A 21,771-nucleotide genomic window follows, 5' to 3' on the forward strand; every position below is an offset into this window, starting at 1 on the left:
TGGAAAGGAGACCTGATCATGCAGACCGAACCCCAACGCAGCCGTGCCGTCTTCTCGACCGAGGACTTCGCGCTGATGAAGGAAGCCATCGCCGAACACGTCAAGCGCGTCGCGGACGATCCCCGCTCGGTGAAGTTCGCGCATCTCTACCACCGGCTGGGGCGGATCGCCTCTTGAGGTGATCCCTTGGCCTTCGACTTCGGCGCAACGCGCCGAAGTTTATCCTGAGCGGCTGGCTTGCCAGCCAGTCGAAGGGCTCAAGCTGAACGGCGGTTTGGGATCAGCTCTGACACGAGGCCTTTGTCCCAACCTCCGTTCGCACTGAGCGAAGTCGAAGTGCACGCTTCGAATGACAGTAACGCACCCCACCGTCCAAGACTTCCTTGGGGAAGGAGGCACCCCGCCGGCACCCACCGGCGGGGTTTGTTTTCGCGGCGGAACAACGACCCCGATGGGACGCTTAGCGCTCCATGCCCGATACCGGCCTGACCGCGCGTATTCGCGAGAACATCGTCCTCTACGGCGCGCTGGCGGCCAATCTGGGCATCGGCGTGGCCAAGTTCGTCGCCGCCGGCATCACCGGATCGTCGTCGATGCTGACCGAGGGCGTCCATTCGGTCGTCGACAGCGGCAACCAGATCCTGCTGCTCTATGGCCAGAAGCGCGCCAAGCGCGGGCCGGATGCCATCCACCCCTTCGGCTATGGCCGCGAGCTGTATTTCTGGGCGTTCGTCGTCGCCATCCTGATCTTCGCGCTGGGCGCCGGCATCTCGATCTATGAAGGCTGGCTACACGTCCGCGACCCCGAGCCGCTGGTCGATCCAACGGTCAACTATATCGTGCTGGCCATCGCCTTCGCCCTCGAAGGGGCATCCTGGACGATCGCGGTTCGCGAGTTCCGCCGGTCGAAGGGCGATGCCGGCTGGTGGCGGGCGATCCATGAATCGAAGGACCCGCCCGGCTTCATCGTGCTGTTCGAGGATTCGGCGGCGCTGGCGGGGCTGGTCATCGCGGGCCTGGGCGTCTTCCTGTCGCACGAACTCAACGATCCACGCATCGACGGCATCGCCTCGATCCTGATCGGGGTGGTACTTGGGATGGTCGCGGTGCTGCTGGCGCGCGAGGCCAAGGGGCTGCTGATCGGCGAGCGTGCCGACCCGGCGGTGGTCGAGACGATCCGTGGCATCGTCACCGAACGCCCATGGATCACCCATGTGAACCATGTCCGCACCGTCCACACCGCGCCCGACAGCATCTTTGCCGCGATCAGCGCCGATTTCGTCGACAGCCTGCCCATGGGCGCGGCGGAGACGATGATCGAGACGCTGGAGGATGATCTGCGACGCGCGGTGCCGAGCCTGTCATCCATCTATATTCGCCCGGAAAAGCGCGAAAATGCCGCTACGGCTGCGCCCCAACCCAGGTTATAAGCGGTATCATGACCAAGTCGCTGCGCCTTCTGCTCGCCTTCGCTTTGTGGATCGGATGGGCCTTGCCGGCCCAGGCCGCCGTCACGATCACATTCTGGAGCCATGAGCTGGGGAACAGCTTTCCCCATGCGTTCTTCTCGCTGCGCGGCACGGTCGATGCGACGGGCCAGCCGGTCGATGCCAATTACGGCTTCACCGCCAAATCGGTGTCGCCGGCGATCCTGATGGGCACGGTGCCGGGGCGGCTCGACATCTCGAAACCCTTCTATATCTCGACCAGCGACGCGCAGTTCTCCTATGTCATGATCGACGCGCAATATGGCGACATATTGGCGCTGGTCGCGGCATGGGACGACAAGACGGGCGACGGCCATTACAATCTGAACCGGCGCAACTGCGTCCATTTCGTCCAGGAGGCCGCCCGGCGGCTGGGGCTGATCGGGCTGGATCACCCCGAGCTGATGAAGAAGCCGCGCTCCTATCTGAAGGCGGTGGCCAGCGCCAATGCCGACCGGGTCACGGTGCTGGGCATGTCGGGCAAGGCCTATCTCGCCTCGCTGCTGCCGCTGCCGGCTTTCGGCGCGCCGATCGGTCAGGTGCCGCTGGCCCCGGCGGTGCCGCCTGCGCCCACACCGGCCGTACCTTCATCGGCCACCAGTTCGACCACGTCCAGGATCGACTCGTAAGACGGATAGGGAAAGGCGATCCGCCAGCTGCGCTCGCCGACCCGCTCCAGCACGCCCGCCATGTCGCGCGCGCGGTCCTGGCCATAGGCATAGGATCGCTCCTCGTCCCCCAGCATCAGCGTGCCCAGGAAGATGCTGCGCGCATCGGTGTCGGGGTAGAGGCGCCCCGTCAGCCGCTGCGATCCGGTCAGCTTCACCAGCTGCTTGCCGCCGTCCGACACGCGGCACCGGAAATAGGGATAGGCGACATAGGTCAGCGTGCCGCGCCCCTGCGATCCCAGCTTGATCGTGCGACATCGGTAATCGCCATCGGGTAGCCCGGGCTCGGCGATCGAACGGTCGGGATTGACCAGTTCGCCCAGCGCCGCGACGTCCGTTGCCCAGCCGCCGGCCCGTGCCTGGCGCAGCCCCTTCATCCACGCGTCGCGCCAGTTGCGCAGCCGCAGCCGATCCTCCTCGGTCGCGGCGCGTCGCCAGTCGACCGCCTCCGCCTGCCGCCGCGCGGCATGGGCGATCCCCGTCCCGCCGGCCGTAAGCCCCAGCATCAGCACCAGCGAGCAGCGCTTGCCCCCGCGCATCACTGCGCCGTCCAGCCGCCATCGACCGACAGATTGGCGCCGGTGATCGCCTTGGCCTCGTCCCGGCACAGGAACAGCGCCAGCGCCGCGACCTGTTCGATGGTGACGAACTCCTTGGTCGGCTGCGCCTTCAGCAGCACATCCTCGATCACCTGATCGCGGGTCAGCCCGCGCGACTTCATCGTATCGGGAATCTGGTTCTCGACCAACGGCGTCCAGACATAGCCGGGCGAGATGCAATTGGCGGTGATGCCATCGGTCGCCACCTCCAGCGCCACCGTCTTGGTGATGCCGACGACGCCGTGCTTGGCCGCGACATAGGCCGACTTGTTGGGGCTGGCGACCAGGCTGTGCGCCGAGGCGGTGGTGATGATCCGGCCCCAGCCCTTCGTCCGCATATGCGGGATGGCGGCGCGCATCATGTGCCAGGCCGAGGACAGGTTGATCGCGATGATCGCGTCCCATTTCTCGACCGGGAATTCGGTGATCGGCGCGACATGCTGGATACCGGCATTGTTGATGACGATGTCGACAGAGCCGGTTTCCCTGGCCGCACGGTCGATCATCGCTGCGATTTCGTCCGGCCGGGTCATGTCGGCGGGGTCGTAGAGCGCGGCGGCGCCACTCGCCTGTTCCAGCGCGGCGCGGTTCGCCTCGATCGCATCCGCATCGCCGAAGCCGTTCAGCATCACGGCCGCTCCCTCCGCCGCCAGCGCCTTGGCATAGGCCAGGCCGATGCCCGAGGTGGAACCAGAGATCACCGCGGTCTTGCCCTTCAGGAACATGCGCTTCTCCTTGATATGCGCCGCACCATGCGGCCTGGCATCCGCGCGTGCAACCGCCGGAAGGGCTTGCGGGTTCAACGAACCAGACCCGATAGGTGGGCGAGGACGAAAGGGGTGATGTGCCATGCGGCTCGACGATTATGACAACGACATCAATGTCGGCGAGGCGCAGGGTGGCGGCGGCTTCGGCGGTGGCGGCGGCGGGCTGCTCTTCGGCCTGTTGCCGCTGATCGGCAGCCGGTTCGGCTGTGGCGGCATCGTCGTCGTCCTGATCATCCTCGCGGTCCTCGGCATGAACCCGCTGGGACTGTTGACCGGTGGCGGCTCCAGCAACGCGCCCGTCACGCGGACCGCGGGGTCGAGCGAAGGCGGAAATGTGCGGCAGGTCTGCGAAGCCTCGCCCGAACGCCGCGAGACCTGTCAGGCGTTCAGCAACGCCCAGAACACCTGGGAAAAGATCTTCGCCGAGTCCGGCCAGCGCTTCTCGCCGCCGGGGCTGCGCTTCTTCACCGGCTCGGGCCAGTCGGGCTGCGGCGCAGCGCAGGCGGCGATGGGGCCCTTCTACTGCCCGACCGACAGCAGCATCTATCTCGACACCAGCTTCTTCGACGAACTCGCCAACCGCTTTGGCGCGAAAGGCGATTTCGCCCGCTATTATATTGTCGCGCACGAGTTCGGCCATCACATCCAGAATCTGCTCGGCACGTCGGATCAGGTGCGGCGCGCACAGCAGGCGGCGGGTCAGGCGGAGGGCAATGCCCTGTCGGTGCGGCTGGAGCTGCAGGCGGATTGCTATGCCGGCGTCTGGGCCGCGCGCAATCGCGACCGTCTGGAGCCCGGCGACGTGCAGGAAGGCATGACCGCCGCGCAGGCGATCGGCGACGATACGCTCCAGCGCGAGGCCTCCGGCCGCGTGGTGCCCGACAGCTTCACCCATGGCACCTCGGAACAGCGGATGCGCTGGCTGCGGCGGGGCATCGAGACGGGTGATCCGGCCCAGTGCAACACCTTCTCAGGCGCGATCTGAACGGATTGATCCTCCCCTCATAGGGGAGGTGGCAGGCCGAAGGCCTGACGGAGGGGTGTCCCGGTTCGCGAGGAAACAGATCCTCACCACCGGCGACACCCCCCACCATGCCGCGCATGCCCCCCTCACAGGGGAGGAAGGCGGTTACAGCTTGACGAGCATTTTGCCCTTGTTGCCGCCGGAGAACAGCGCCAGGAACGCCTCGGGGGTCTTGTCCAGTCCTTCGAACACCGTCTCCTCGCGCTTCAGCTTACCCTCTGCCAGCATCGCGGCCATGTCGCGATAAAAGCCCTCATGGTCCTTGAAGTCGGACACGATGAAGCCCTGAATCCGCACGCGATTGCCGATCAGGCGGGCGAGATATTTCAGGCTGGTCGGCTTGGCGTCGTTATAGACGTCGATCATCCCGCAAATCGCGAAGCGCGCGCCCGGATTGGCATGGGCGAGCGCGGCGTCGAGATGATCGCCGCCGACATTGTCGAAATAGACGTCGATCCCATCGGGGGCGACCTGCCCCAGCGCCTCGGCGACGGGTGTGCCGCTCTTATAGTCGATGACCGCATCGGCCCCCAGCTGGCGCACCCATTCGACCTTTTCGGCGCCGCCCGCCGATCCGATCACGGTCATGCCCTTGGCCTTGGCGATCTGCACGACCGTCGAGCCGACCGCACCCGCTGCCGCCGAGACGAACACCGTGTCGCCCGGCTTGGCCTCGGCAACATGGAGCAGGCCGTAATAGGCGGTCATGCCGGGCATGCCGAACTGGCCCAGAAACGCCTGCGGATCGGCCTTGATGTCGGGCAGCGGCTGGACATGCTGCGCGGGTAGCACCGCCTCGTCGCGCCAGCCGGCCATATGGCTGACCATGGTGCCGACCGCGATGCCATCCGCCTTGCTCTCGACCACCTCGCCGATCGCGCCGCCCTGCATCGGCTCGCCGAGCTGGAACGGGGGCACATAACTCTTCGTGTCGTTCATTCGCCCGCGCATATAGGGGTCGACCGACAGCCAGCGATTGACGACGCGCACCTGCCCCTCGGCAAGATCGGGCAGCGTTTGCTCGACCAGCGCGAAGTCGGTGTCGACGGGCAGCCCCTTGGGGCGCGCGGCCAGGGTCCAGGCCTTCATATAATTGTCCTCTTCGTTACAATATTCGTAAATGGGAAAGGGCCCGGGTGTTGTCCACCCGAGCCCTTCCCTGTCGTCATCGATGGCGACGAGCCGTGCGATCAGTAACCGCGATTGGTGTCCGACGCGCTGCCGGTCGTGGTCGTGCCGGTGGTGCCGGTCGTCCCCGTGGTGCTCGACGTGCTGCCCGTGGTGGACGTGCCGGTCGTGGTCGAACCGGTGCCGGTAGTCGAACCGGTCTGGCCATAGCTGTTCGACTGGCCGTAGCTGTTCGACGACTGGCCATAGCGGTTGCCACGGTCGTCATTGGTGCGGTCGCCGAACATGGCGCGCGCATTCTCTTCCTCGCGCCACTGGGCCTTGGCTTCGTCGGCGGTCTTGGTCAGCGTGACCTTGTCATCGACCGACTTCAGCCAGCGCGACGGGATCGAGTGGTGCTGGCCACCCGCGTCGCGGTCGTTCTTGGTCAGCAGGATGCGATCGCCGCGCAGCTTGTCGACGGTGCCGACATGGCTGCCGTCCGAACCGACGACCTCCTGATGCTCCTTCACCTTGTTCAGCAGGTCGCGCTGGCCCTGACGCTCGGTGCGCCAGCTGCTGAACTCGTTCTGGAACTTGGTGCGGTTCTCGCTGCGATATTCATCATAATCGCGGTCGAGCGCGGCAATCTGGCCCGAGCGCCAGTCGTTATAATGATGGTCCTGCTCCGCGTAATAACGCTCGTCATAGCGGGCATCGGCCTCGCGACGGCGCTCCGCCTCCTCGTCGCCGAACCACGAACGGACTTCGTCCCCGGCGCGCGCAAAGAAGCCGCGATCCTCATAGTCATAGCCCTGCGGCTGACGGCCATAATCGCCGCGCTGGCCCTGCTGACCCTGACGGCCATAGTCGCGGTTCTGGCGATCGTCGCGGCCATAGCGGTCGCCGGTATAGCCATAACCGCGCGACGAATTGCCGTAGCTCGAAGTGCGGTTGTCGTCGCGGTCATAGTCGCGGTCGCTGCGGTAATCGCGGCCATAGTCGCGCTCGCCGCGATAGCCGGTGTAACCGCCCGAGCGGCCTTCGCCGTAACGGCCCTCATAGGCGCGGCCGCCGAAATCCTGACGCCCCCGGTTCAGCGAGTCGCGGTTGCCATAGCCCTGATAGCCATAGTCGCGTGCGCCATAACCGCGGCGGTCATCGTTGCGGCTGCCATAACGGTCGTCGTCGCGATCGCGATCGAAGGCGCCCGCCGCTTCATAATTGCGCGCGCTGGAATAGGTATAGTCACGGCCCGAGCCGTAGTCGCGGCCATAGTCGAAGTCGCGGTCGCCCCGATTGGCGTCGCGGGAATAGCGATCATAAGCCATCCATATTCTCCTGAATTCCGGTCCTGCGGGGGCCAGGGTCGCTCACCGGCGCCTGTACCGTCCGAGCGTTTCAATGAGGCAGATCAAGACATTGTTCCGTGGCCGATGCGGTGCGCACGACGGAATGCGCCACCCGACAGGCCGAAGGAGTCGGAAAAATTTTTGAGCGATGGCATCGAACCGGTGTTGCGTCGCCCCGGATCACCGGCTAATGGCGTCGCTCCCGATCATGATCGGGCACGGGGCGGGGCTGTAGCTCAGATGGGAGAGCGCTGCAATCGCACTGCAGAGGTCAGGGGTTCGATTCCCCTCAGCTCCACCACCCCGCCTATCTCCCGACATCGCCGATCCGACATGAAGCCCGCCAATCATGCCATCATCGCGCGCGGCTTGCCCGACCGGCGGCTTTGCGCGTTAAGCGGGCGATGAACGACGATCCCGCCATCCCGGATGCGATCCCCGCCGCCAGTCTGATCCTGATACGCGACGGCATGGACCCGGGCGACCCGCCCGAGATATTGATGGTGCAGCGGGGTGCGACGCTCGCCTTTCTGGGCGGCGCGATGGTCTTTCCCGGCGGGCGCGTCGACCCCGCCGATCATGCGCTGGTCCCCCATGACGATCCCGATCCCGCCGACACCGCCGCGCAGATCGCCGCCATTCGCGAGACGATCGAGGAGGTCGGCCTGGCGGTCGGCCTCTCCCCCACCCCGGATGCCGCGACGCGCGCGGCGCTATGCGAGGGGGTGCGACAGGGCCGGGCGTTGGCGGACGTGCTGCGTGACCACGACCTGACGATCGATACCGCCGCCCTAATCCCGTTCGCGCGCTGGTGCCCCGAACATAGTCCCGTCCGCCGCTTCGACGCGCGCTTCTATCTCGCCTGGATCGACCGCGACCGGTCCGAGACCAGGATCGACGGCAGCGAGACGGTCGATGCGCGGTGGCTTCCCGCCGCATCGGCGCTGGCACAGGCAGACGCGGGTCGGATGCGGATCATCTTTCCCACGCGCCGCACGCTGGAGCGGCTGGCGCTCTACCAAAGCTTCGCCGCTGCGGCCGCCGATGCCGGAGCATGGCCGGTGCGGCGGATCATCCCGTTTCTGGCCGATCGCGACGGTGTGCCGTCGATCTGCATCCCTGACGATCTGGGCTTTCCGGTGACGGCGGAAGCTGCGTCGCAGGCCGAGCGCGGCTGATGCACGGGCTTCGCCACGGCGTCCGCCTCCTGGTCGGCATCGTCGTCGTCGCGACGCTGGCGCTGCTGCTCTGGGGCCTGAGCCGGCAAAGGCCGCAGGACGTGCCCTGGGCACCGCTCGACCTCGGCCAACCGGTGGGCATGTCGACCGGGCGCAAGCTGACGGCGCTCACCCAGGATCGCGAGCAATGCATGGCGCTGCTCGACCGAGCGGGCATCCGCTACAATCCCCTGCCGACGCGACGTGATGGCGCACAATGCGGCTATGACGATGCCGTGCGGTTCGCCGACGGCGGCGCGCAGGCCATCGCCTATCGCCCGGCCTCGCTCGGCGTATCCTGTCCGGTCGCCGCCTCGCTGGCGCTATGGGAGTGGAATGGCGTGCAGAGCGCCGCCCGCGAATTGCTGGGGTCCGAGGTCGTCCGGATCGATCATCTCGGCAGCTATAATTGCCGACGGATCAGCGGGCGCAGCACGGGCGATTGGAGCGAACATGCCCGCGCCAATGCCGTCGACATCGCCGGTTTCGGCTTGCGCGATGGCCGCCGGATCAGCGTGTTGCGCGACTGGTCGGACAGCGGCGCCAAGGGCCGGTTCCTGCGCCGTGTCCGCGACTCGGCCTGCGAGCTGTTCGCGACGACCCTGTCGCCCGATTACAACGCCGCACATGCCGATCACCTCCATCTCGATCAGGCCTATCGCGGCCCGATGGGATGGCGCGCCTGCCGATGACTTGACCGGTAATCCTGGCGGTGACGAGGCCCCCCCGGCCCGTCACCGGCCCGGGATCAGCTGGCCAGCGAGGTGCCGTTCGTGTCGACCTTTTCGACCCAGTGCGGAAAGAAGGCCGGCTGGCGGCTCGACCAGCCGGCGGCAGTGGCCGCCGCTTCGCTGATCGACTGGAGCAGCTGGCGACGCAGTTCGGGATGCAGATGCGGCAGCGCCGCCGCCGCGCAGAACAGCGAGGGCAGCCACGGCCGCACTTCGGCCCCGATCAGCCGTTCATAGAGGAAGCGAAAGGCCGAGAAGCTGGTCAGACGCCCCTGCCCCAGATCGAACGCCGCGATCATCACCGCCGGCGCCAGAAAGGGTTCAAGCGATTCGAGACCGCTGTCGATCGGAATATGGTGCCGCACCTCGGGCAGGTTGCGATACAGACGCGCCTGCGCGCGGATGCTCGCGGCCTCGACGACATCGCGCGACCAGCGGGTCATCGCATCGTCGCGGTCCAGCCCGATATCGAGCGAGCGGCGGATATAACGCTGCGTCGATGCCGAGAAGCTCGCAAATTCCTTCATTTCGGCCAGGGTCATCGCACCTTCGGCTGGCCTGTTCTTCGATCCCATATCGTCACCCCACCCATTGGTTGAACGCGCCCAGCTTACGCCAAGTTGGTTAACGCAAGGCTGAACGCGTCAGGGACAGACGATCATGAAACGCGCCGCACCGCAACATTGGTTGCGACGAACCGCTGTCGTCGCAACCAATTACGAGCCTAAAGCGGCTTCGCGGCAACTTTCATGCGCTCAGCGCTCGTCCTTGTCGTAACCCGAGGACGGTGCCGGATCGCTGCGCCCCGGCTGGATGATCGAAACCGGATCGCTGGCGTCCATCGTCTCGTCCAGGCTTTCGTCGAGCTGCGCGTCGACATCCTCGGGATTGCCTTCGATCTCGTCGGTGATCGCCTCGTCCTGGCCGGCATCCTGCTCGGGCTGTTGGCTGGGCTGGCCCGGCCGGTTGCCTTCCTCGGCCTTGGCGCCGCCGGGCGCTACCGAAACGCTGTCCAGCGCGCGATCGTCGATGCTGTCATTCATGGCACTTCCCCATCTCAGTGGACAGGATCAACGAGCCACCCCGCGCAACCGTTCCTGCCCGTCAGTCGAGCCGGTCGACGCGCACGCTCTGTTCGCACAGCTGCGCTTCGCCGAAGATGGTCATGAAGGCGATGTCGGTCGCGTCACGCCCCACCCCGACCAGCGCGATCTCGTCGGCGCGCGCCATGCCGGTCGCATCGACCAGATGCCAGCGGCCATCGAGCCACAATTCAGCCACCGCATGAAAATCGGGCGGATCGACGCCCGGCGCATAGGCCGAGACGCAGCGCGCCGGAATCTCCGCCGCCCGCGCCAGTGCGACCAGCAGATGGGCATAGTCGCGACACACGCCGGTGCGCGAGGCGAAGGTGTCGAGCGCGGTCGTCACGCCTTGCGAGCTGCCCGCGCGATAGGTCATCCGGGTCGCCACCCAATCGACCAGCGCGGCGGCCAGCGCACCGCCGGACAGCCCGCCGAAGCGCGCGCGGACGAAGCCCTCCAGCTTGTCCGACTCGCAATAACGGCTGGGCAGCAGATAGGGGATCAGGACACCCGGCATCGCGCGGGCCGGCGTCGCCGGCAGGACGTGCAGGTCATGGACCGGACGGTCGATCACGACGATCGCCTTGTACCGGGCGGACAGGGCGTGGTCGGCGCGGACCCAGCAGCGCTGGCCGATGCCGTCCTCGCCCGGCACCGCCGTGACGCCGTGATCGGACCAGATGGTCAGCGACTGTTCCTCCAGCCACTGGTCGGCCATCGCCGCTGCCTCGATCTGCAGCAATATGTCCGCCGGTGCGGTCAGCGTATAATCCAGCGACACTTCGATCGACAGCCGCATCACATCATCCCGTCATAGCAAAAGGGCCTGGCGGATTGTCCGCCAGGCCCTGAAAGATACTCATAGTCGCTGTGCGTCAGTCGCGGCTGGAACCGGTCAGGCGCAGGATGAACAGGAACATGTTGATGAAGTCGAGGTACAGGCTGAGCGCCGACATGATGACCACGCGGTCCTGCATCGACGTACCGCGCACCTCGTAATAGAGCGACTTGGTACGCTGCGTATCATAGGCGGTCAGGCCGGCGAACAGCAGCACGCCGACGAAGCTGATGACCAGACCCATCGTCCCCGACTGGAGGAAGATGTTGATGATGCTGGCGACGATCAGACCGACCAGACCGATGATCAGGAAGGTGCCGAAGGCCGACAGGTCACGCTTGGTGGTGTAGCCGTACAGGCTCAGCGCCGCGAAGCCCGCCGCGGTGGCGAAGAACGCGCCCGCGATCGACGAACCGCTATAGACCAGGAAGATGGTCGACAGCGACAGACCCATGACGATCGCGAACGCCCAGAAGAGCAGCTGCATCGTCGATGTCTTCATCCGCGACTGGCCCATGCTCAGCGCGAAGACGAAGCCCAGGGGTGCGAACATGATGACGTACTTCAGCGGACCGCCGCCCATGAAGACCTGCGCGGCCGGGCTCGACGCCCCGCCCCAGGCGAACAGCAGCGCGACGATACCCGTCAGCAGCACGCCGGACGCCATATAGTTGTAGACGGACAGCATGTACGAACGCAGGCCGGCGTCGAACGCGGTCGAGCCCGTGTTGGCGGTGGTTCCGAACGGCGCGGCGCTCGGCCGTGGATCAGACCAGTTTGCCATGGTGAACTATTGCTCCTTTGCACGGCCATATGCCGGTTGATGGAAATATCGCTCTCTCGGGGACGCATTTCAAGCCAAAGCGGTTCCCGATCATAGCGTCATTACGATAGAAACACTTTGTTATGCTCCGCCTGTTCATCGCACTCCGCCCGCCGCCCGCCATTCGCGACCTGCTCGCCGATGCGATGGATGGTGTTCCATCGGCTCGCTGGCAGGATGACGACCAGCTGCATCTGACCCTGCGCTTCATCGGCGAGGTCGATCGCCCGGTGGCCGAAGACATCGCCGCCGCGCTGGGACAGGTCCATGCGCCCGCGCCGACCGTGCGGATCGCGGGCGTCGGCACCTTCGATCGCCGGGGGCGGGTCGACACGCTCTGGGCCGGGGTCGCGCCGCACGATGCGCTCGCGCATCTGCACCGCAAGGTCGACCAGGCCTGTGGGCGCGCGGGTCTGTCACCCGAGCCGCGTGCCTATCTGCCACATATCACCTTGGCCCGCCTGCCCGGCTCGGCCGGCCGCGCGCCCGAGATCGCGGGGTGGCGCGCGGTCCATGCCGGGCTGTCGAGCGCGCCCTTCGCGATGGAGCACCTCGTCCTCTACCAAAGCCATCTGGGTCATGGCGGCGCATCCTATGAACCCGTGATGCGTTGGCCGCTGGACACCGGCGCGCCCGATGCCTGAACCTTGGCGTGCCGGCTATGAAAAGACGTTCGAACAGGGAGCTTCCGACATGATGAAATATGCCACGCTGCTGACCATCGGCACCCTCGCGCTGGGCCTCGCCGCCTGCGACCAGACCAAGATGGAAACCGGTGCCCCCGTCCCCGGCGCGCCGAGCGCGACCGCGATGCTGCGTACCGGCACCGGCGGCGAGGCCGGCCGCGCGACGGCGACCGAGGTGGCGGGCGGCCTGCGCGTCACGCTCGACGCGATGAACGTGCCGGCGGGGCTGCACGGCGTCCATGTCCACACCGTCGGCCGTTGCGACGCGCCCGATTTCACCACCGCCGGCGGCCATTGGAACCCCGCGCAGCGCCAGCATGGCAGCATGAACCCGCAGGGCCCGCATGAGGGCGATATGCCCAACATGAGGGTCGGCAATGACGGGCGCGGTACGCTGGGCGTCGTGCTGCCCGGCGCGACGATGGCCGGGCTGCTCGATGCGGACGGCTCGGCGATCATCATCCATGCCGCCGCCGACGATCTGAAAACCGACCCCAGCGGCAATAGCGGCGCGCGTCTGGCCTGCGGCGTGTTCCAGGCCAACTAAGCCCCACTCCGATCGGCCCCGTCGCATGACTTCCGAGCGGCGGGGCTTTTCCTGTCAGGATGTCCGCATGACCAGCGCCCTGCCCACCCGTCGCTTCGGCGGGTTCCTGTTCGACATGGACGGCACGATCCTCAGTTCGATCGCCTCGGCCGAGCGCGCCTGGACGGATTGGGCGACGCGGCAGGGGCTGGATGTCGACGCGTTCCTGCCGACCATCCACGGCGTCCAGTCGGTCGAGACGATCCGCCGGCTGAACCTGCCCGGCATCGATCCGGTGGCGGAGGCGCATGCGCTGACCGAGGCGGAGATGCTGGACGTCGACGATGTCGTGCCGATCGGTGGTGCGGCGGAATTCCTCGCCGCGCTGCCGGCGGATCGCTGGGCGATCGTGACCTCCGCGCCACGGCGGCTGGCGGAGGTGCGGCTGAAGGCGGCGGGCCTGCCGCTACCGGGCGTGTTCGTGACGGCGGAAGATGCCGAGCGGAGCAAGCCCGCGCCCGACGGCTTCCTGCTGGGGGCGAAACGGCTGGGCATCGCGCCGGAGGATTGCCTGGCGTTCGAGGACGCACCCGCCGGGATCGCGGCGGCCGAGGCGGCGGGCATGACGGTGGTGGTGATCACCGAGACGCATGGTCACGCGATGGATACGGCCCATGCGACCGTGACGGATTATCGCGATCTGGCGGTGGAGTGGGACGGTGCCAGTCTGAAATTGGACCACCGGATTTAAATCGCCATCCTCACCCTTCCCACCCAACTTCCGTGGGCGGGCCCCTTCCCTCTCCCATCGGGAAAGGGAGGGAGGCGCGAAGCGCCGGAAGGGTGAGGGCATCCCGCCCCACCGTTCAGCCTGAGCGAAGTCGAAGGCCAAGGGACGCGGGATGGCTCAGGGCGTGCACTTCGACTTCGCTCAGTGCGAACGGAGGGAGAGCGTGGAGCGATGGACCATCTGGCCGCCTCCCCTCAAACCGTAAAGCTCTCCCCGCACCCGCACGCACCCTTGGCGTTGGGGTTCTGAAACACGAACCCAGCGGTGAAGTCGTCCTCGACCCAATCCATAGTCGATCCGATCAGATACAGGATCGACCCGCCATCGACGAACAGCGTGCCGCCCGGCGTATCGATCTTCTCATCGAACGCCTTGGCCTCGGTGACGTAATCGACCGAATAGGCCAGCCCCGAACAGCCCCGGCGCGGCGTCGACAGCTTGACCCCGATCGCCCCTTCCGGCGCGCGCGCCATCAGGTCGGCGATCCGTGCCTCGGCCGAGGGCGTCAGGTTCAGTGCGGCGGGGCGCGGACGGAGCGTGGTCGCCATGGTCAGAGCATCCCCAGTTCGAGCTTGGCGTCGTCCGACATCTTCTGCGGGTCCCATGGCGGGTCCCAGACGAGATTGACGTCGGCGGTCGCGATCCCCGGCACCGCCGAGACGCGCAGTTCCACCTCGCCGGGCATGGACTCGGCGACCGGGCAATGCGGGGTGGTCAGCGTCATCGTGACGACCGCATGGCCGCCCTCGGTCACTTCGACGCCGTAGATCAGCCCCAGGTCATAGATGTTGACCGGAATCTCGGGATCGAAAATATCCTTCAGCGCGTCGATGATGCCATCGTACAGCGCGCCGCCCGGCTGGGTCGGATCGTCGGCGGTCGGCTTTTGCGACAGGAAGCCCGACAGATAATCGCGCTGCCGCTCCGCCGGGGCTTCGACCACGTCCTGCACGCGCGCCTTGGGCGGCTGCGCCACGCTCTCGACCTCTTCGATCTTGTAATCGCTCATCCGAAAATCCTCGTGACCCGCCGGACGCCATCCACCAGCGCAACGACGTCATCGGGTCCGTTATACACGCCGAAACTCGCCCGCGCGGTGGCGGGCAGGCCGAGCGCGTCCATCAGCGGCTGCGCGCAGTGATGGCCCGCGCGGATCGCCACCCGGCTCTCGTCCAATATGGTGCCGATATCGTGGGGATGAACCCCCTCGACCGCGAAACTGACGATTCCCGCCGAGTCCTCAGGCCCCAGCAGCCGCACCGAATTGATCGCCGACAGCCCCTCGCGCGCCTGCGCGACCAAGGCCGCTTCATGCGCATGGATCGCGTCCAGCCCGATGCTCGTCACATAGTCGATCGCGGCATGAAGCCCCAGCGCCCCGACGATATGCGGCGTCCCCGCCTCGAACCGACCCGGCGGCGGCGCATAGGTCGTCTTCTCGAAGCTCACCCGGTCGATCATCGACCCGCCACCCTGATAGGGCGGCATCGCCTCGAGCAGTTCCGGCCGCGCCCACAGCACGCCGATACCGGTCGGGCCATAGAGCTTGTGGCCTGAAAAGACGTAGAAGTCGCAGTCGAGCACGTTCACATCGACCGCGATGCGCGGCACCGCCTGGCACCCGTCGAGCAGGATCTTCGCGCCCACGCCATGCGCCAGATCGGCCGCGCGCCGTGCGTCGAGCACCGAGCCCAGCACGTTCGACACATGGCCCAGCGACACCAGCTTATGCGCGGGCGTCAGCATGCGCGCCATCGCGTCCAGGTCGATGCGATGATCGGCCGTCAGCGGCAGCACGTCGATCGCGACGCCCAGCTTTTCCGCTACCATCTGCCACGGCACGATGTTGGAGTGATGCTCCAGCATCGACAGCAGGACGCGGTCGCCCGCCTTGAGGTTGGTTGCGACCCAGCACTGGGCGACGAGGTTGATCCCCTCGGTCGCACCGCGCGTGAATACGATCTCGTTCGCCGACCCAGCGCCAATGAACCGCGCCGTCGCCTTGCGCGCCTTTTCATAGGCGACCGTCATGTCGGCCGAGCGCTGATAGACGCCGCGATGCACGGTGGCATAGCTGGTGTCATAGGCCCGCGTGATCGCGTCGATGACAACTTGCGGCTTCTGCGCGGTCGCGGCGGTGTCGAGATAGGCCCAGCCGTCCGGGATCGCGGGGAAGTCCGCCACCCGGTCGAGAGGAGATACGGTCGCCATCACCCGATCCTCCCCATCTTCGATGGGGAGGGGGACCGCCGCGAAGCGGTGGTGGAGGGGCAAGCCCCTCCGGCCCCTCCACCACTCGCTTCGCGAGCGGTCCCCCTCCCCGCGCGAAGCGCAGGGAGGATTTGGGTGATCGCCGTCAAAGCGCCGCCCCCAGCCAGGCGTCGGCATCCGCCGCAAAGGCTTCGCGCACCACCTCGTTGCCGATCCGGTCGATCGCATCCGCCACGAAGGCGCGGGTCAGCAACGCCTGCGCACGGGGCTTCGGGATGCCACGGCTCTGCATGTAGAACAGTGCCTTGGCATCGAGTTCACCCACGGTCGCGCCATGCGCGCACTTCACGTCGTCGGCGAAGATTTCGAGTTCGGGCTTCAGGTTTACCGTCGCCGTCCGCTGGAGCAGCAAGCCGCGAAGCGATTGTTCGCCATCGGTCTTCTGCGCATGACGCGCCACTTCGACCCGCGCGGCGAGGCTCGTCTGGCTGCGATCGGCGGCGACCGCGCGCCACAGCTGATGGCTCTGGCCGTTCAGTGCGGCGTGACGCAGACTGACAGCGCACTCCTGCTTCAACTCGCCCTTGGTCAGCAGCGCGCCGCCGAACTCGGCATAGGCGCCGTCGCCGGTCTGTGTGATGCCGCCATCGATCCGCGCGCCCATCGTACCCGCCGCCAGGAAGGTCGCGGTCAGGCTCGCCCCCTCGCCCAGTTCGGCTTCCTCGCGCAGCGACACGAAGCCGTCATCCTGCACCAGCCGCACCGCGCGCATCAGCCGCGCCGACGCCGCCAGCTTCAGCCGCGTCAGCCGATTAGTCCAGCCGCGCCCGACATAAGTCTCATAGACCTGCGCCGCCGCATCCTCGGCGAGCACGATCTCAGCAGGCAGGTGATTGGCCGCACCGCTGGCGACATGGACGATCTGCACCGGATCGGCGACCGCATCGCGCTCCAGCCGTAGCGACCAGCCACGCCCCAGCGCCTGCCTACCCAGCGGATGGTCGCTGGCATCGATCTGGGTCAGCTGGACCGGGCCGAGATTGCTCGCGCTTTCATCCAGCACGCCGTCGACGAACAGCAACCGCGCGCCCGGCAGATCGAGGAAGCGATCCACCCCCGCGACCGGCACCGCCCGCTCGCTCTCCGCCGCCCTGCGAAGCGCGTCGATATCGGCCCAGCGCCAAGCTTCCTCACGGGTCGAGGGGAGTTCCAACACCTCCACCATCAATTCCTCCCCAAGCTCTGCTTGGGGAGGGGGACCAGCCGCAGGCTGGTGGAGGGGCAAGCCCCTCGCCCCTCCACCACCGCTTCGCCGCGGTCCCCCTCCCCATCGAAGATGGGGAGGATTTGGAAGGCCGCGCTCACGCCTCCACCCCGGCATAGCCTTCCCGCTCCAGTTCGAGCGCGAGTTCGGGGCCGCCCGAGCGCACGATACGGCCATCGGCCAGCACGTGCACGCGATCGGGCTGCACATAGTCGAGCAGCCGCTGATAGTGCGTAATCAGCAGCACCGCCTTGTCGGGGGCGCGCATGATCCGGTTGATGCCGTCGCCGACGATGCGCAGCGCGTCGATGTCGAGGCCGGAGTCCGTCTCGTCCAGGATCGCGAACTTGGGGTTCAGGATGCCCATCTGGACCATCTCGTTGCGCTTCTTCTCGCCGCCCGAGAAGCCGACATTGACCGGACGCTTGAGCATGTCCTGGTTCAGCCCCAGCCCATCGGCCTGCGCGCGGGCGAGCTTCAGGAACTCACCGCCCGACAGCGGCTTTTCGTCACGCTGCCCGCGCTGCGCGTTCAGGCTTTCGCGCAGGAACTGGACGTTGGATACGCCGGGGATTTCGACCGGATACTGGAAGCCCAGGAACAGGCCCACGGCGGCGCGCTCGTTCGGCTCCAGCTCGAGCAGGTCGACGCCGTCGAACGTCACCGAACCCTCGGTCACTTCATACCCCGGACGCCCGCCCAGCACATAGCCCAGCGTCGACTTGCCCGCGCCGTTCGGCCCCATGATCGCATGGACTTCGCCCGCATTCACCTCGAGCGTCAGGCCCTTGAGGATCGGCTTGCCGTCAATCTCGGCGTGGAGGTTTTCAATTTTCAGCATCATCGATCCAACTTCACCACGGTGCCATAGGCCCAAATTTCGATCACTTGCGTCGCCACCAATCCCTTTGAGACAGCGGAACGCTCACTAAAGTGGCAATTGATGACGGCATCCCCGGCAAGGTCTAGACACTGCTGCCGCAGCTTATTCTTAACCTTTCGAAAAATACCGTCGAGATCGTGTCCACCAAAACCGGCATCTTGGCTTGCAATAGCGGTCACACTATCGATCGGCGAAAAAGGCACCGAAAGCCCAGATGTAATCACCACAACGTGAGTATTTTCGTCTTCTACCTCAGGGGAGGCTTTCTTGCCCCAAGCCATCACCCGACCGAACCCTCCAGCGAAATCCCCAGCAGCTTCTGCGCTTCGACTGCAAACTCCATCGGGAGTTGCTGCAGCACTTCACGCGCGAAGCCGTTGACGATCAGCGCGACCGCCGCTTCCTGATCCAACCCACGGCTCATCGCGTAGAAGAGCTGATCCTCGCTGATCTTGCTGGTCGTCGCCTCATGCTCGATCTGCGCGCTGGGGTTCTTCACCTCGATATAGGGCACGGTATGCGCGCCGCACTGGTCGCCCAGCAGCAGGCTGTCGCACTGGGTGAAGTTGCGGACATTCTCGGCGGTCGCCGCCACGCGGACGAGCCCGCGATAGGTGTTGTCCGAGCGTCCGGCCGAAATCCCCTTCGACACGATGGTGGACCGCGTGTTCTTGCCCAGATGGATCATCTTGGTGCCGGTATCGGCCTGCTGGCGGTTGTTCGTGACCGCGACCGAGTAGAACTCGCCGACCGATCCGTCGCCCGCCAGCACGCAGGACGGGTATTTCCACGTCACCGCCGAGCCGGTTTCGACCTGCGTCCACGATACCTTGCTGTTCTTGCCCTGGCACAGCGCGCGCTTGGTGACGAAGTTGTAGATGCCGCCAACGCCATTCTCGTCGCCCGGATACCAGTTCTGGACGGTCGAGTACTTAATCTCGGCATCGTCCAGCGCGACCAGCTCGACGACCGCCGCGTGCAGTTGGTTCTCGTCGCGCATCGGCGCGGTACAGCCCTCGAGATAGGAGACATAGGCCCCCTTGTCCGCGACGATCAGCGTACGCTCGAACTGGCCGGTATTCTCCGCATTGATGCGGAAATAGGTCGACAGCTCCATCGGGCAGCGGACGCCCTCAGGGATATAGACGAAGGTGCCGTCCGAAAAGACCGCCGAGTTGAGCGTCGCGAAGTAATTGTCGCGCTGCGGCACGACCTTGCCCAGCCATTTGCGGACCAGATCGGGATATTCCTTGATCGCCTCGGAGATCGAGCGGAAGATCACGCCCGCCGCTTCCAGCTCCTTGCGGAAGGTGGTCGCGACCGACACCGAGTCGAACACTGCGTCGACCGCGACCTTGCGCGCGCCCTCGACGCCCGCCAGCACTTCCTGCTCGGCGATCGGAATGCCCAGCTTTTCGTAGGTACGGCGAATTTCGGGGTCGAGCTCGTCCAGCGACGCGATCGTCTTCTTCTGCTTGGGCTCCGCGTAATAATACGCGTCCTGATAGTCGATCGGCGGGATGTTCAGCTTGGCCCAGTCCGGCGTCTCCAGCGTCTGCCACAGGCGAAACGCCTTCAGCCGCCAGTCGAGCATCCATTCCGGCTCGCCCTTCTTGGCCGAGATATAGCGAACCGTATCCTCGCTCAGCCCCTTGGGCGCGAAGTCCTGCTCGATCTCGGTGGCGAAGCCCCACTCATATTTCTTGTTGGCGGCGGCGAGCGCCTCTGCATTCTTCGTGGCCATCAGGCGAATACCCCCGGACGTGGCGACACGTCCATCACTTGCGATTCAACAGGATCGGCGGCGAGCGTCGCGAGCGTCACCCCGGAAAAGGCGGCGCGTACCGCCTGATTGACGACATGCCAATGCGGACGCACACGACATTGCATTTCCAGGCCGCAGTCATGCGCGGCGCCATCGACACAGGCGGTCAGCGCGATCGGGCCGTCCACCGCCTCGACGATATCGGCCAGGCTGATCGTGTCGGCGTCGCGGGCGAGGCGGATGCCACCGCCGGTGCCGCGCGTGCTCTCGATCAGGCCAGCACTCGCCAACCGGCTGACCAGCTTCTGCGCGGTGGGCAGCGGTACGCCCGTCTGCCCGGCCAGCAGGGTCGCATTGCTCCGCCCGCCCGCACCTTCGCGCGCGGCGGCGGTCATCATCACGACCGCATAATCGGCTAGGCTGGAAAGGCGCATGGTCTCCAATCGGACGGATTTGGTCCGATTGGCAAATGGGCGTGAGGGGGCGGTTCGTCAACCGGGTTTCGGTGTGGGAATTTCGATGGGTGTGAGTGAGGGGTTCCTCACTCTCTTCTTAAGCCCCTCCCGTAAACGGGAGGGGTTTGGGGAGGGCAAGGCCACAGGCGATGGTCTCGGTGAGACTCCTTGCCCTCCCCCATCCCCTCCCGCCTGCGGGAGGGGCGTGAGACTCACTTAGCGCCCGATCAAGCCTTGCGCGATCTCGTCCGCGACATCCGACGCCGGGCGGCCCGTCTCGGCCGAGCGCTGCCACACCTGTTCCAGCCGCTCGGGGATCTTGGCGATGCGCGCCATCACCTCGGCCTCGTCGCCCTGGCCCAGATATTCCAGACCGACATTGATGATACCGCCCGCGTTGATGACGTAATCGGGGGCATAGAGGATGCCCGCCTCCGCCACGCGCGCGCCGTCCTCGCGAGTCGCGAGCTGGTTGTTGGCGCCGCCCGCAACGACCTTGGCCTTCAGCCGCTGGATCGAATCGGCGTTCAGCACCGCGCCCAGCGCGTTGGGGCTGACCAGATCGACATCGGCGAATAGGATCTCGTCGGCCGAAGCGACGCTGGCGCCCAGTTCCGCCGCCATCTGTTCGGCACGGGCCTGGTTCACGTCGGCGATGGTCAGGACCGCGCCGTCCTTGGCCAACAACTTGGCGAGACCGCCGCCGACCGAGCCGACGCCCTGGATCGCCACGCGCACGCCCTTCATGTCGGACGCGCCCAGACCGCGGCTAGCGGCGGCCTTCACGCCCAGATAGACGCCGTGCGCGGTGTACGGGCCGGGGTCGCCGCCCGCCGCACCGCTCGCCACCGGCAGGCCGGAGACATAGCGGGTCTGCGTCGCGATGATCTTCATCCGCTCCTCGGACATGCCGACGTCTTCGGCCGTCACGTAGCGCCCGCCCAGCGACTCGACCGCGCGGCCGAAGGCTTCGAGCTGTGCGGTGGTGATGACGTCGCCGGGCTTCGCCGCCAGGACCACGCCCTTGCCGCCGCCCAGCGCCAGCCCCGCCATCGCGTTCTTGTAGCTCATGCCGCGCGACAGGCGCAGCGCGTCGGTGATCGCCAGCGCGGGCGTGCCATAGTTCCAGAAGCGCGCCCCGCCCGCCGCCGGGCCGAGATGCGTCGAGTGCACGGCGATGACCGCCTGCAGACCCGATGCGGGATCGGTGAACAGATGCACGCCTTCATGCGCGTCGAAATCGGGAAAGCCCCAGTTCGTCATGCTCGTCCTTCGGTCCGACAAATGCGGAACCGGACCGAGTCTTCCGACCCGGCCACCCAGATCGGTGAGGATGTTGGGGGGACACGGCTCTGAAGGGGGCCGGTGCCGTGGCCAGCGCACTGGCCTGAAAGAATGGGGCGACCGACGGGACTTGAACCCGCAACTTCCGGCATCACAAGCCGGCGCTCTAACCAATTGAACTACGGTCGCCGCGAAGGCTTGCGCCCCTA

Annotated in this window: 26 protein-coding genes and 2 tRNA genes; 10 read left to right on the plus strand and 18 right to left on the minus strand. The window is 66.4% G+C overall.

All coding sequences use genetic code 11. The features are described from left to right. Positions 1-18: 18 nt before the first annotated feature. From GGR48_RS06770 to GGR48_RS06780, 3 genes are all read left to right on the plus strand, one after another. Complete coding sequence (locus GGR48_RS06770) at positions 19-177, plus strand: hypothetical protein (RefSeq protein WP_183951124.1); 159 nt, start codon at positions 19-21, stop codon at positions 175-177. 293 nt (positions 178-470) lie between these two features. Next, positions 471-1,430: a cation diffusion facilitator family transporter gene (locus tag GGR48_RS06775; RefSeq protein ID WP_183951125.1), complete on the plus strand. Its 960-nt coding sequence runs from the start codon at positions 471-473 to the stop codon at positions 1,428-1,430. Positions 1,431-1,438: 8 nt separating this feature from the next. Continuing rightward, positions 1,439-2,116, plus strand: a complete 678-nt coding sequence (locus GGR48_RS06780; protein ID WP_183951126.1) for a hypothetical protein — start codon at positions 1,439-1,441, stop codon at positions 2,114-2,116. Here GGR48_RS06780 and GGR48_RS06785 read toward each other — a convergent pair. Both GGR48_RS06785 and GGR48_RS06790 read right to left on the minus strand, forming a co-directional pair. Further along, positions 2,023-2,694 (minus strand): DUF4893 domain-containing protein, encoded by a 672-nt coding sequence (locus GGR48_RS06785; RefSeq protein ID WP_183951127.1) that lies wholly within the window; start codon positions 2,692-2,694, stop codon positions 2,023-2,025. The two genes, GGR48_RS06780 and GGR48_RS06785, sit on opposite strands and share 94 nt — an antisense overlap. Then, positions 2,694-3,479: a 3-hydroxybutyrate dehydrogenase gene (locus GGR48_RS06790; protein ID WP_183951128.1), complete on the minus strand. Its 786-nt coding sequence runs from the start codon at positions 3,477-3,479 to the stop codon at positions 2,694-2,696. Before GGR48_RS06790 ends, GGR48_RS06785 begins: the two co-directional genes overlap by 1 nt. A gap of 124 nt (positions 3,480-3,603) precedes the next feature. Here GGR48_RS06790 and ypfJ point away from each other — a divergent pair, with 124 nt between their 5' ends. Then, complete coding sequence (ypfJ, locus tag GGR48_RS06795) at positions 3,604-4,506, plus strand: KPN_02809 family neutral zinc metallopeptidase (protein WP_183951129.1); 903 nt, start codon at positions 3,604-3,606, stop codon at positions 4,504-4,506. Positions 4,507-4,650: 144 nt separating this feature from the next. Here the strand turns inward: ypfJ and GGR48_RS06800 are convergent, their stop codons facing one another. Both GGR48_RS06800 and GGR48_RS06805 read right to left on the minus strand, forming a co-directional pair. Beyond that, the gene (locus GGR48_RS06800; protein ID WP_183951130.1) at positions 4,651-5,634 is read right to left on the minus strand and encodes an NADP-dependent oxidoreductase; all 984 of its coding nucleotides are present in this window, start codon (positions 5,632-5,634) and stop codon (positions 4,651-4,653) included. A 101-nt stretch (positions 5,635-5,735) separates the two neighbouring features. Continuing rightward, on the minus strand, positions 5,736-6,983 hold the full coding sequence (locus tag GGR48_RS06805; RefSeq protein ID WP_183951131.1) for a DUF2171 domain-containing protein: 1,248 nt from the start codon (positions 6,981-6,983) through the stop codon (positions 5,736-5,738). A 246-nt stretch (positions 6,984-7,229) separates the two neighbouring features. Here GGR48_RS06805 and GGR48_RS06810 point away from each other — a divergent pair. The 3 genes from GGR48_RS06810 to GGR48_RS06820 all read left to right on the plus strand — a co-directional run bounded on the left by GGR48_RS06810 (position 7,230) and on the right by GGR48_RS06820 (position 8,913). After that, positions 7,230-7,305: transfer RNA gene (locus tag GGR48_RS06810), tRNA-Ala, on the plus strand. Positions 7,306-7,408: 103 nt separating this feature from the next. Next, on the plus strand, positions 7,409-8,182 hold the full coding sequence (locus GGR48_RS06815) for an NUDIX hydrolase (RefSeq protein WP_183951132.1): 774 nt from the start codon (positions 7,409-7,411) through the stop codon (positions 8,180-8,182). After that, positions 8,182-8,913 carry an extensin-like domain-containing protein gene (locus GGR48_RS06820; protein WP_183951133.1) on the plus strand — a complete coding sequence of 244 codons (732 nt, stop codon included), beginning with the start codon at positions 8,182-8,184 and terminating at the stop codon, positions 8,911-8,913. The genes GGR48_RS06815 and GGR48_RS06820 overlap by 1 nt, the downstream gene beginning before the upstream one ends. Before the next feature lie 56 nt (positions 8,914-8,969). Here GGR48_RS06820 and GGR48_RS06825 read toward each other — a convergent pair whose 3' ends face one another. The 4 genes from GGR48_RS06825 to GGR48_RS06840 form a co-directional block, all read right to left on the minus strand. Continuing rightward, positions 8,970-9,494 (minus strand): hypothetical protein, encoded by a 525-nt coding sequence (locus GGR48_RS06825; protein ID WP_420854063.1) that lies wholly within the window; start codon positions 9,492-9,494, stop codon positions 8,970-8,972. Positions 9,495-9,707: 213 nt separating this feature from the next. Next, positions 9,708-9,995: a hypothetical protein gene (locus GGR48_RS06830; RefSeq protein ID WP_183951135.1), complete on the minus strand. Its 288-nt coding sequence runs from the start codon at positions 9,993-9,995 to the stop codon at positions 9,708-9,710. A 61-nt stretch (positions 9,996-10,056) separates the two neighbouring features. Then, on the minus strand, positions 10,057-10,836 hold the full coding sequence (locus tag GGR48_RS06835; RefSeq protein ID WP_183951136.1) for a transglutaminase-like domain-containing protein: 780 nt from the start codon (positions 10,834-10,836) through the stop codon (positions 10,057-10,059). Positions 10,837-10,912: 76 nt separating this feature from the next. Continuing rightward, positions 10,913-11,659, minus strand: a complete 747-nt coding sequence (locus GGR48_RS06840) for a Bax inhibitor-1/YccA family protein (RefSeq protein WP_183951137.1) — start codon at positions 11,657-11,659, stop codon at positions 10,913-10,915. A 122-nt stretch (positions 11,660-11,781) separates the two neighbouring features. Between GGR48_RS06840 and thpR the strand changes: the two genes are divergently transcribed. From thpR to GGR48_RS06855, 3 genes are all read left to right on the plus strand, one after another. Then, positions 11,782-12,342, plus strand: a complete 561-nt coding sequence (gene thpR, locus GGR48_RS06845; RefSeq protein ID WP_183951138.1) for an RNA 2',3'-cyclic phosphodiesterase — start codon at positions 11,782-11,784, stop codon at positions 12,340-12,342. 52 nt (positions 12,343-12,394) lie between these two features. Then, the gene (locus GGR48_RS06850; RefSeq protein WP_420854066.1) at positions 12,395-12,931 is read left to right on the plus strand and encodes a superoxide dismutase family protein; all 537 of its coding nucleotides are present in this window, start codon (positions 12,395-12,397) and stop codon (positions 12,929-12,931) included. A gap of 67 nt (positions 12,932-12,998) precedes the next feature. Continuing rightward, positions 12,999-13,661 (plus strand): HAD-IA family hydrolase, encoded by a 663-nt coding sequence (locus GGR48_RS06855; RefSeq protein ID WP_183951140.1) that lies wholly within the window; start codon positions 12,999-13,001, stop codon positions 13,659-13,661. Between the two features lie 233 nt (positions 13,662-13,894). Here GGR48_RS06855 and GGR48_RS06860 read toward each other — a convergent pair whose 3' ends face one another. The 10 genes from GGR48_RS06860 to GGR48_RS06905 all read right to left on the minus strand — a co-directional run bounded on the left by GGR48_RS06860 (position 13,895) and on the right by GGR48_RS06905 (position 21,751). After that, complete coding sequence (locus tag GGR48_RS06860) at positions 13,895-14,248, minus strand: HesB/IscA family protein (protein ID WP_007404566.1); 354 nt, start codon at positions 14,246-14,248, stop codon at positions 13,895-13,897. Between the two features lie 2 nt (positions 14,249-14,250). After that, a complete protein-coding gene (locus GGR48_RS06865) occupies positions 14,251-14,709 on the minus strand; it encodes an SUF system Fe-S cluster assembly protein (RefSeq protein ID WP_183951141.1) in 459 nt (152 codons plus the stop codon). Next, on the minus strand, positions 14,706-15,911 hold the full coding sequence (locus GGR48_RS06870; protein WP_183951142.1) for an aminotransferase class V-fold PLP-dependent enzyme: 1,206 nt from the start codon (positions 15,909-15,911) through the stop codon (positions 14,706-14,708). The genes GGR48_RS06865 and GGR48_RS06870 overlap by 4 nt, the downstream gene beginning before the upstream one ends. Before the next feature lie 145 nt (positions 15,912-16,056). Further along, a complete protein-coding gene (locus tag GGR48_RS06875; protein ID WP_183951143.1) occupies positions 16,057-17,136 on the minus strand; it encodes a SufB/SufD family protein in 1,080 nt (359 codons plus the stop codon). Positions 17,137-17,272: 136 nt separating this feature from the next. Further along, positions 17,273-18,016: a Fe-S cluster assembly ATPase SufC gene (gene sufC, locus GGR48_RS06880; RefSeq protein ID WP_183951144.1), complete on the minus strand. Its 744-nt coding sequence runs from the start codon at positions 18,014-18,016 to the stop codon at positions 17,273-17,275. Continuing rightward, positions 18,016-18,339: a hypothetical protein gene (locus GGR48_RS06885; protein ID WP_183951145.1), complete on the minus strand. Its 324-nt coding sequence runs from the start codon at positions 18,337-18,339 to the stop codon at positions 18,016-18,018. Before GGR48_RS06885 ends, sufC begins: the two co-directional genes overlap by 1 nt. Continuing rightward, positions 18,339-19,802, minus strand: coding sequence for a Fe-S cluster assembly protein SufB (gene sufB, locus GGR48_RS06890; protein ID WP_007404490.1), 1,464 nt, complete (start codon positions 19,800-19,802; stop codon positions 18,339-18,341). The genes GGR48_RS06885 and sufB overlap by 1 nt, the downstream gene beginning before the upstream one ends. Beyond that, entirely contained in the window at positions 19,802-20,257 is a 456-nt protein-coding gene (locus tag GGR48_RS06895) for an SUF system Fe-S cluster assembly regulator (RefSeq protein WP_183951146.1), read from the minus strand. Before GGR48_RS06895 ends, sufB begins: the two co-directional genes overlap by 1 nt. Before the next feature lie 237 nt (positions 20,258-20,494). Continuing rightward, positions 20,495-21,541, minus strand: coding sequence for a Glu/Leu/Phe/Val dehydrogenase family protein (locus tag GGR48_RS06900; protein WP_183951147.1), 1,047 nt, complete (start codon positions 21,539-21,541; stop codon positions 20,495-20,497). A gap of 133 nt (positions 21,542-21,674) precedes the next feature. Further along, positions 21,675-21,751 (minus strand) — tRNA-His (locus GGR48_RS06905). Positions 21,752-21,771: the final 20 nt, after the last annotated feature.

Origin of the sequence: Sphingomonas pseudosanguinis, assembly GCF_014196255.1 — a bacterium.
In the GTDB taxonomy this organism is placed as follows: Bacteria; Pseudomonadota; Alphaproteobacteria; order Sphingomonadales; family Sphingomonadaceae; genus Sphingomonas; species Sphingomonas pseudosanguinis.

Excerpts from the sequence above, each read along its gene's own strand:
- ypfJ (WP_183951129.1), top strand. The coding sequence starts at position 3,604 with ATGCGGCTCGACGATTATGACAACGACATCAATGTCGGCGAGGCGCAG.
- GGR48_RS06790 (WP_183951128.1), bottom strand. The coding sequence starts at position 3,479 with ATGTTCCTGAAGGGCAAGACCGCGGTGATCTCTGGTTCCACCTCGGGC.
- GGR48_RS06855 (WP_183951140.1), top strand. The coding sequence starts at position 12,999 with ATGACCAGCGCCCTGCCCACCCGTCGCTTCGGCGGGTTCCTGTTCGAC.
- GGR48_RS06895 (WP_183951146.1), bottom strand. The coding sequence starts at position 20,257 with ATGCGCCTTTCCAGCCTAGCCGATTATGCGGTCGTGATGATGACCGCC.
- GGR48_RS06875 (WP_183951143.1), bottom strand. The coding sequence starts at position 17,136 with ATGGTGGAGGTGTTGGAACTCCCCTCGACCCGTGAGGAAGCTTGGCGC.
- GGR48_RS06780 (WP_183951126.1), top strand. The coding sequence starts at position 1,439 with ATGACCAAGTCGCTGCGCCTTCTGCTCGCCTTCGCTTTGTGGATCGGA.
- GGR48_RS06840 (WP_183951137.1), bottom strand. The coding sequence starts at position 11,659 with ATGGCAAACTGGTCTGATCCACGGCCGAGCGCCGCGCCGTTCGGAACC.
- GGR48_RS06885 (WP_183951145.1), bottom strand. The coding sequence starts at position 18,339 with ATGGCTTGGGGCAAGAAAGCCTCCCCTGAGGTAGAAGACGAAAATACT.
- GGR48_RS06865 (WP_183951141.1), bottom strand. The coding sequence starts at position 14,709 with ATGAGCGATTACAAGATCGAAGAGGTCGAGAGCGTGGCGCAGCCGCCC.
- sufC (WP_183951144.1), bottom strand. The coding sequence starts at position 18,016 with ATGCTGAAAATTGAAAACCTCCACGCCGAGATTGACGGCAAGCCGATC.
- GGR48_RS06770 (WP_183951124.1), top strand. The coding sequence starts at position 19 with ATGCAGACCGAACCCCAACGCAGCCGTGCCGTCTTCTCGACCGAGGAC.
- GGR48_RS06785 (WP_183951127.1), bottom strand. The coding sequence starts at position 2,694 with ATGCGCGGGGGCAAGCGCTGCTCGCTGGTGCTGATGCTGGGGCTTACG.
- GGR48_RS06775 (WP_183951125.1), top strand. The coding sequence starts at position 471 with ATGCCCGATACCGGCCTGACCGCGCGTATTCGCGAGAACATCGTCCTC.
- GGR48_RS06815 (WP_183951132.1), top strand. The coding sequence starts at position 7,409 with ATGAACGACGATCCCGCCATCCCGGATGCGATCCCCGCCGCCAGTCTG.
- GGR48_RS06860 (WP_007404566.1), bottom strand. The coding sequence starts at position 14,248 with ATGGCGACCACGCTCCGTCCGCGCCCCGCCGCACTGAACCTGACGCCC.
- GGR48_RS06820 (WP_183951133.1), top strand. The coding sequence starts at position 8,182 with ATGCACGGGCTTCGCCACGGCGTCCGCCTCCTGGTCGGCATCGTCGTC.
- GGR48_RS06900 (WP_183951147.1), bottom strand. The coding sequence starts at position 21,541 with ATGACGAACTGGGGCTTTCCCGATTTCGACGCGCATGAAGGCGTGCAT.
- thpR (WP_183951138.1), top strand. The coding sequence starts at position 11,782 with ATGCTCCGCCTGTTCATCGCACTCCGCCCGCCGCCCGCCATTCGCGAC.
- GGR48_RS06800 (WP_183951130.1), bottom strand. The coding sequence starts at position 5,634 with ATGAAGGCCTGGACCCTGGCCGCGCGCCCCAAGGGGCTGCCCGTCGAC.
- GGR48_RS06830 (WP_183951135.1), bottom strand. The coding sequence starts at position 9,995 with ATGAATGACAGCATCGACGATCGCGCGCTGGACAGCGTTTCGGTAGCG.
- sufB (WP_007404490.1), bottom strand. The coding sequence starts at position 19,802 with ATGGCCACGAAGAATGCAGAGGCGCTCGCCGCCGCCAACAAGAAATAT.
- GGR48_RS06835 (WP_183951136.1), bottom strand. The coding sequence starts at position 10,836 with ATGCGGCTGTCGATCGAAGTGTCGCTGGATTATACGCTGACCGCACCG.
- GGR48_RS06850 (WP_420854066.1), top strand. The coding sequence starts at position 12,395 with ATGAAATATGCCACGCTGCTGACCATCGGCACCCTCGCGCTGGGCCTC.
- GGR48_RS06805 (WP_183951131.1), bottom strand. The coding sequence starts at position 6,983 with ATGGCTTATGATCGCTATTCCCGCGACGCCAATCGGGGCGACCGCGAC.
- GGR48_RS06870 (WP_183951142.1), bottom strand. The coding sequence starts at position 15,911 with ATGGCGACCGTATCTCCTCTCGACCGGGTGGCGGACTTCCCCGCGATC.
- GGR48_RS06825 (WP_420854063.1), bottom strand. The coding sequence starts at position 9,494 with ATGACCCTGGCCGAAATGAAGGAATTTGCGAGCTTCTCGGCATCGACG.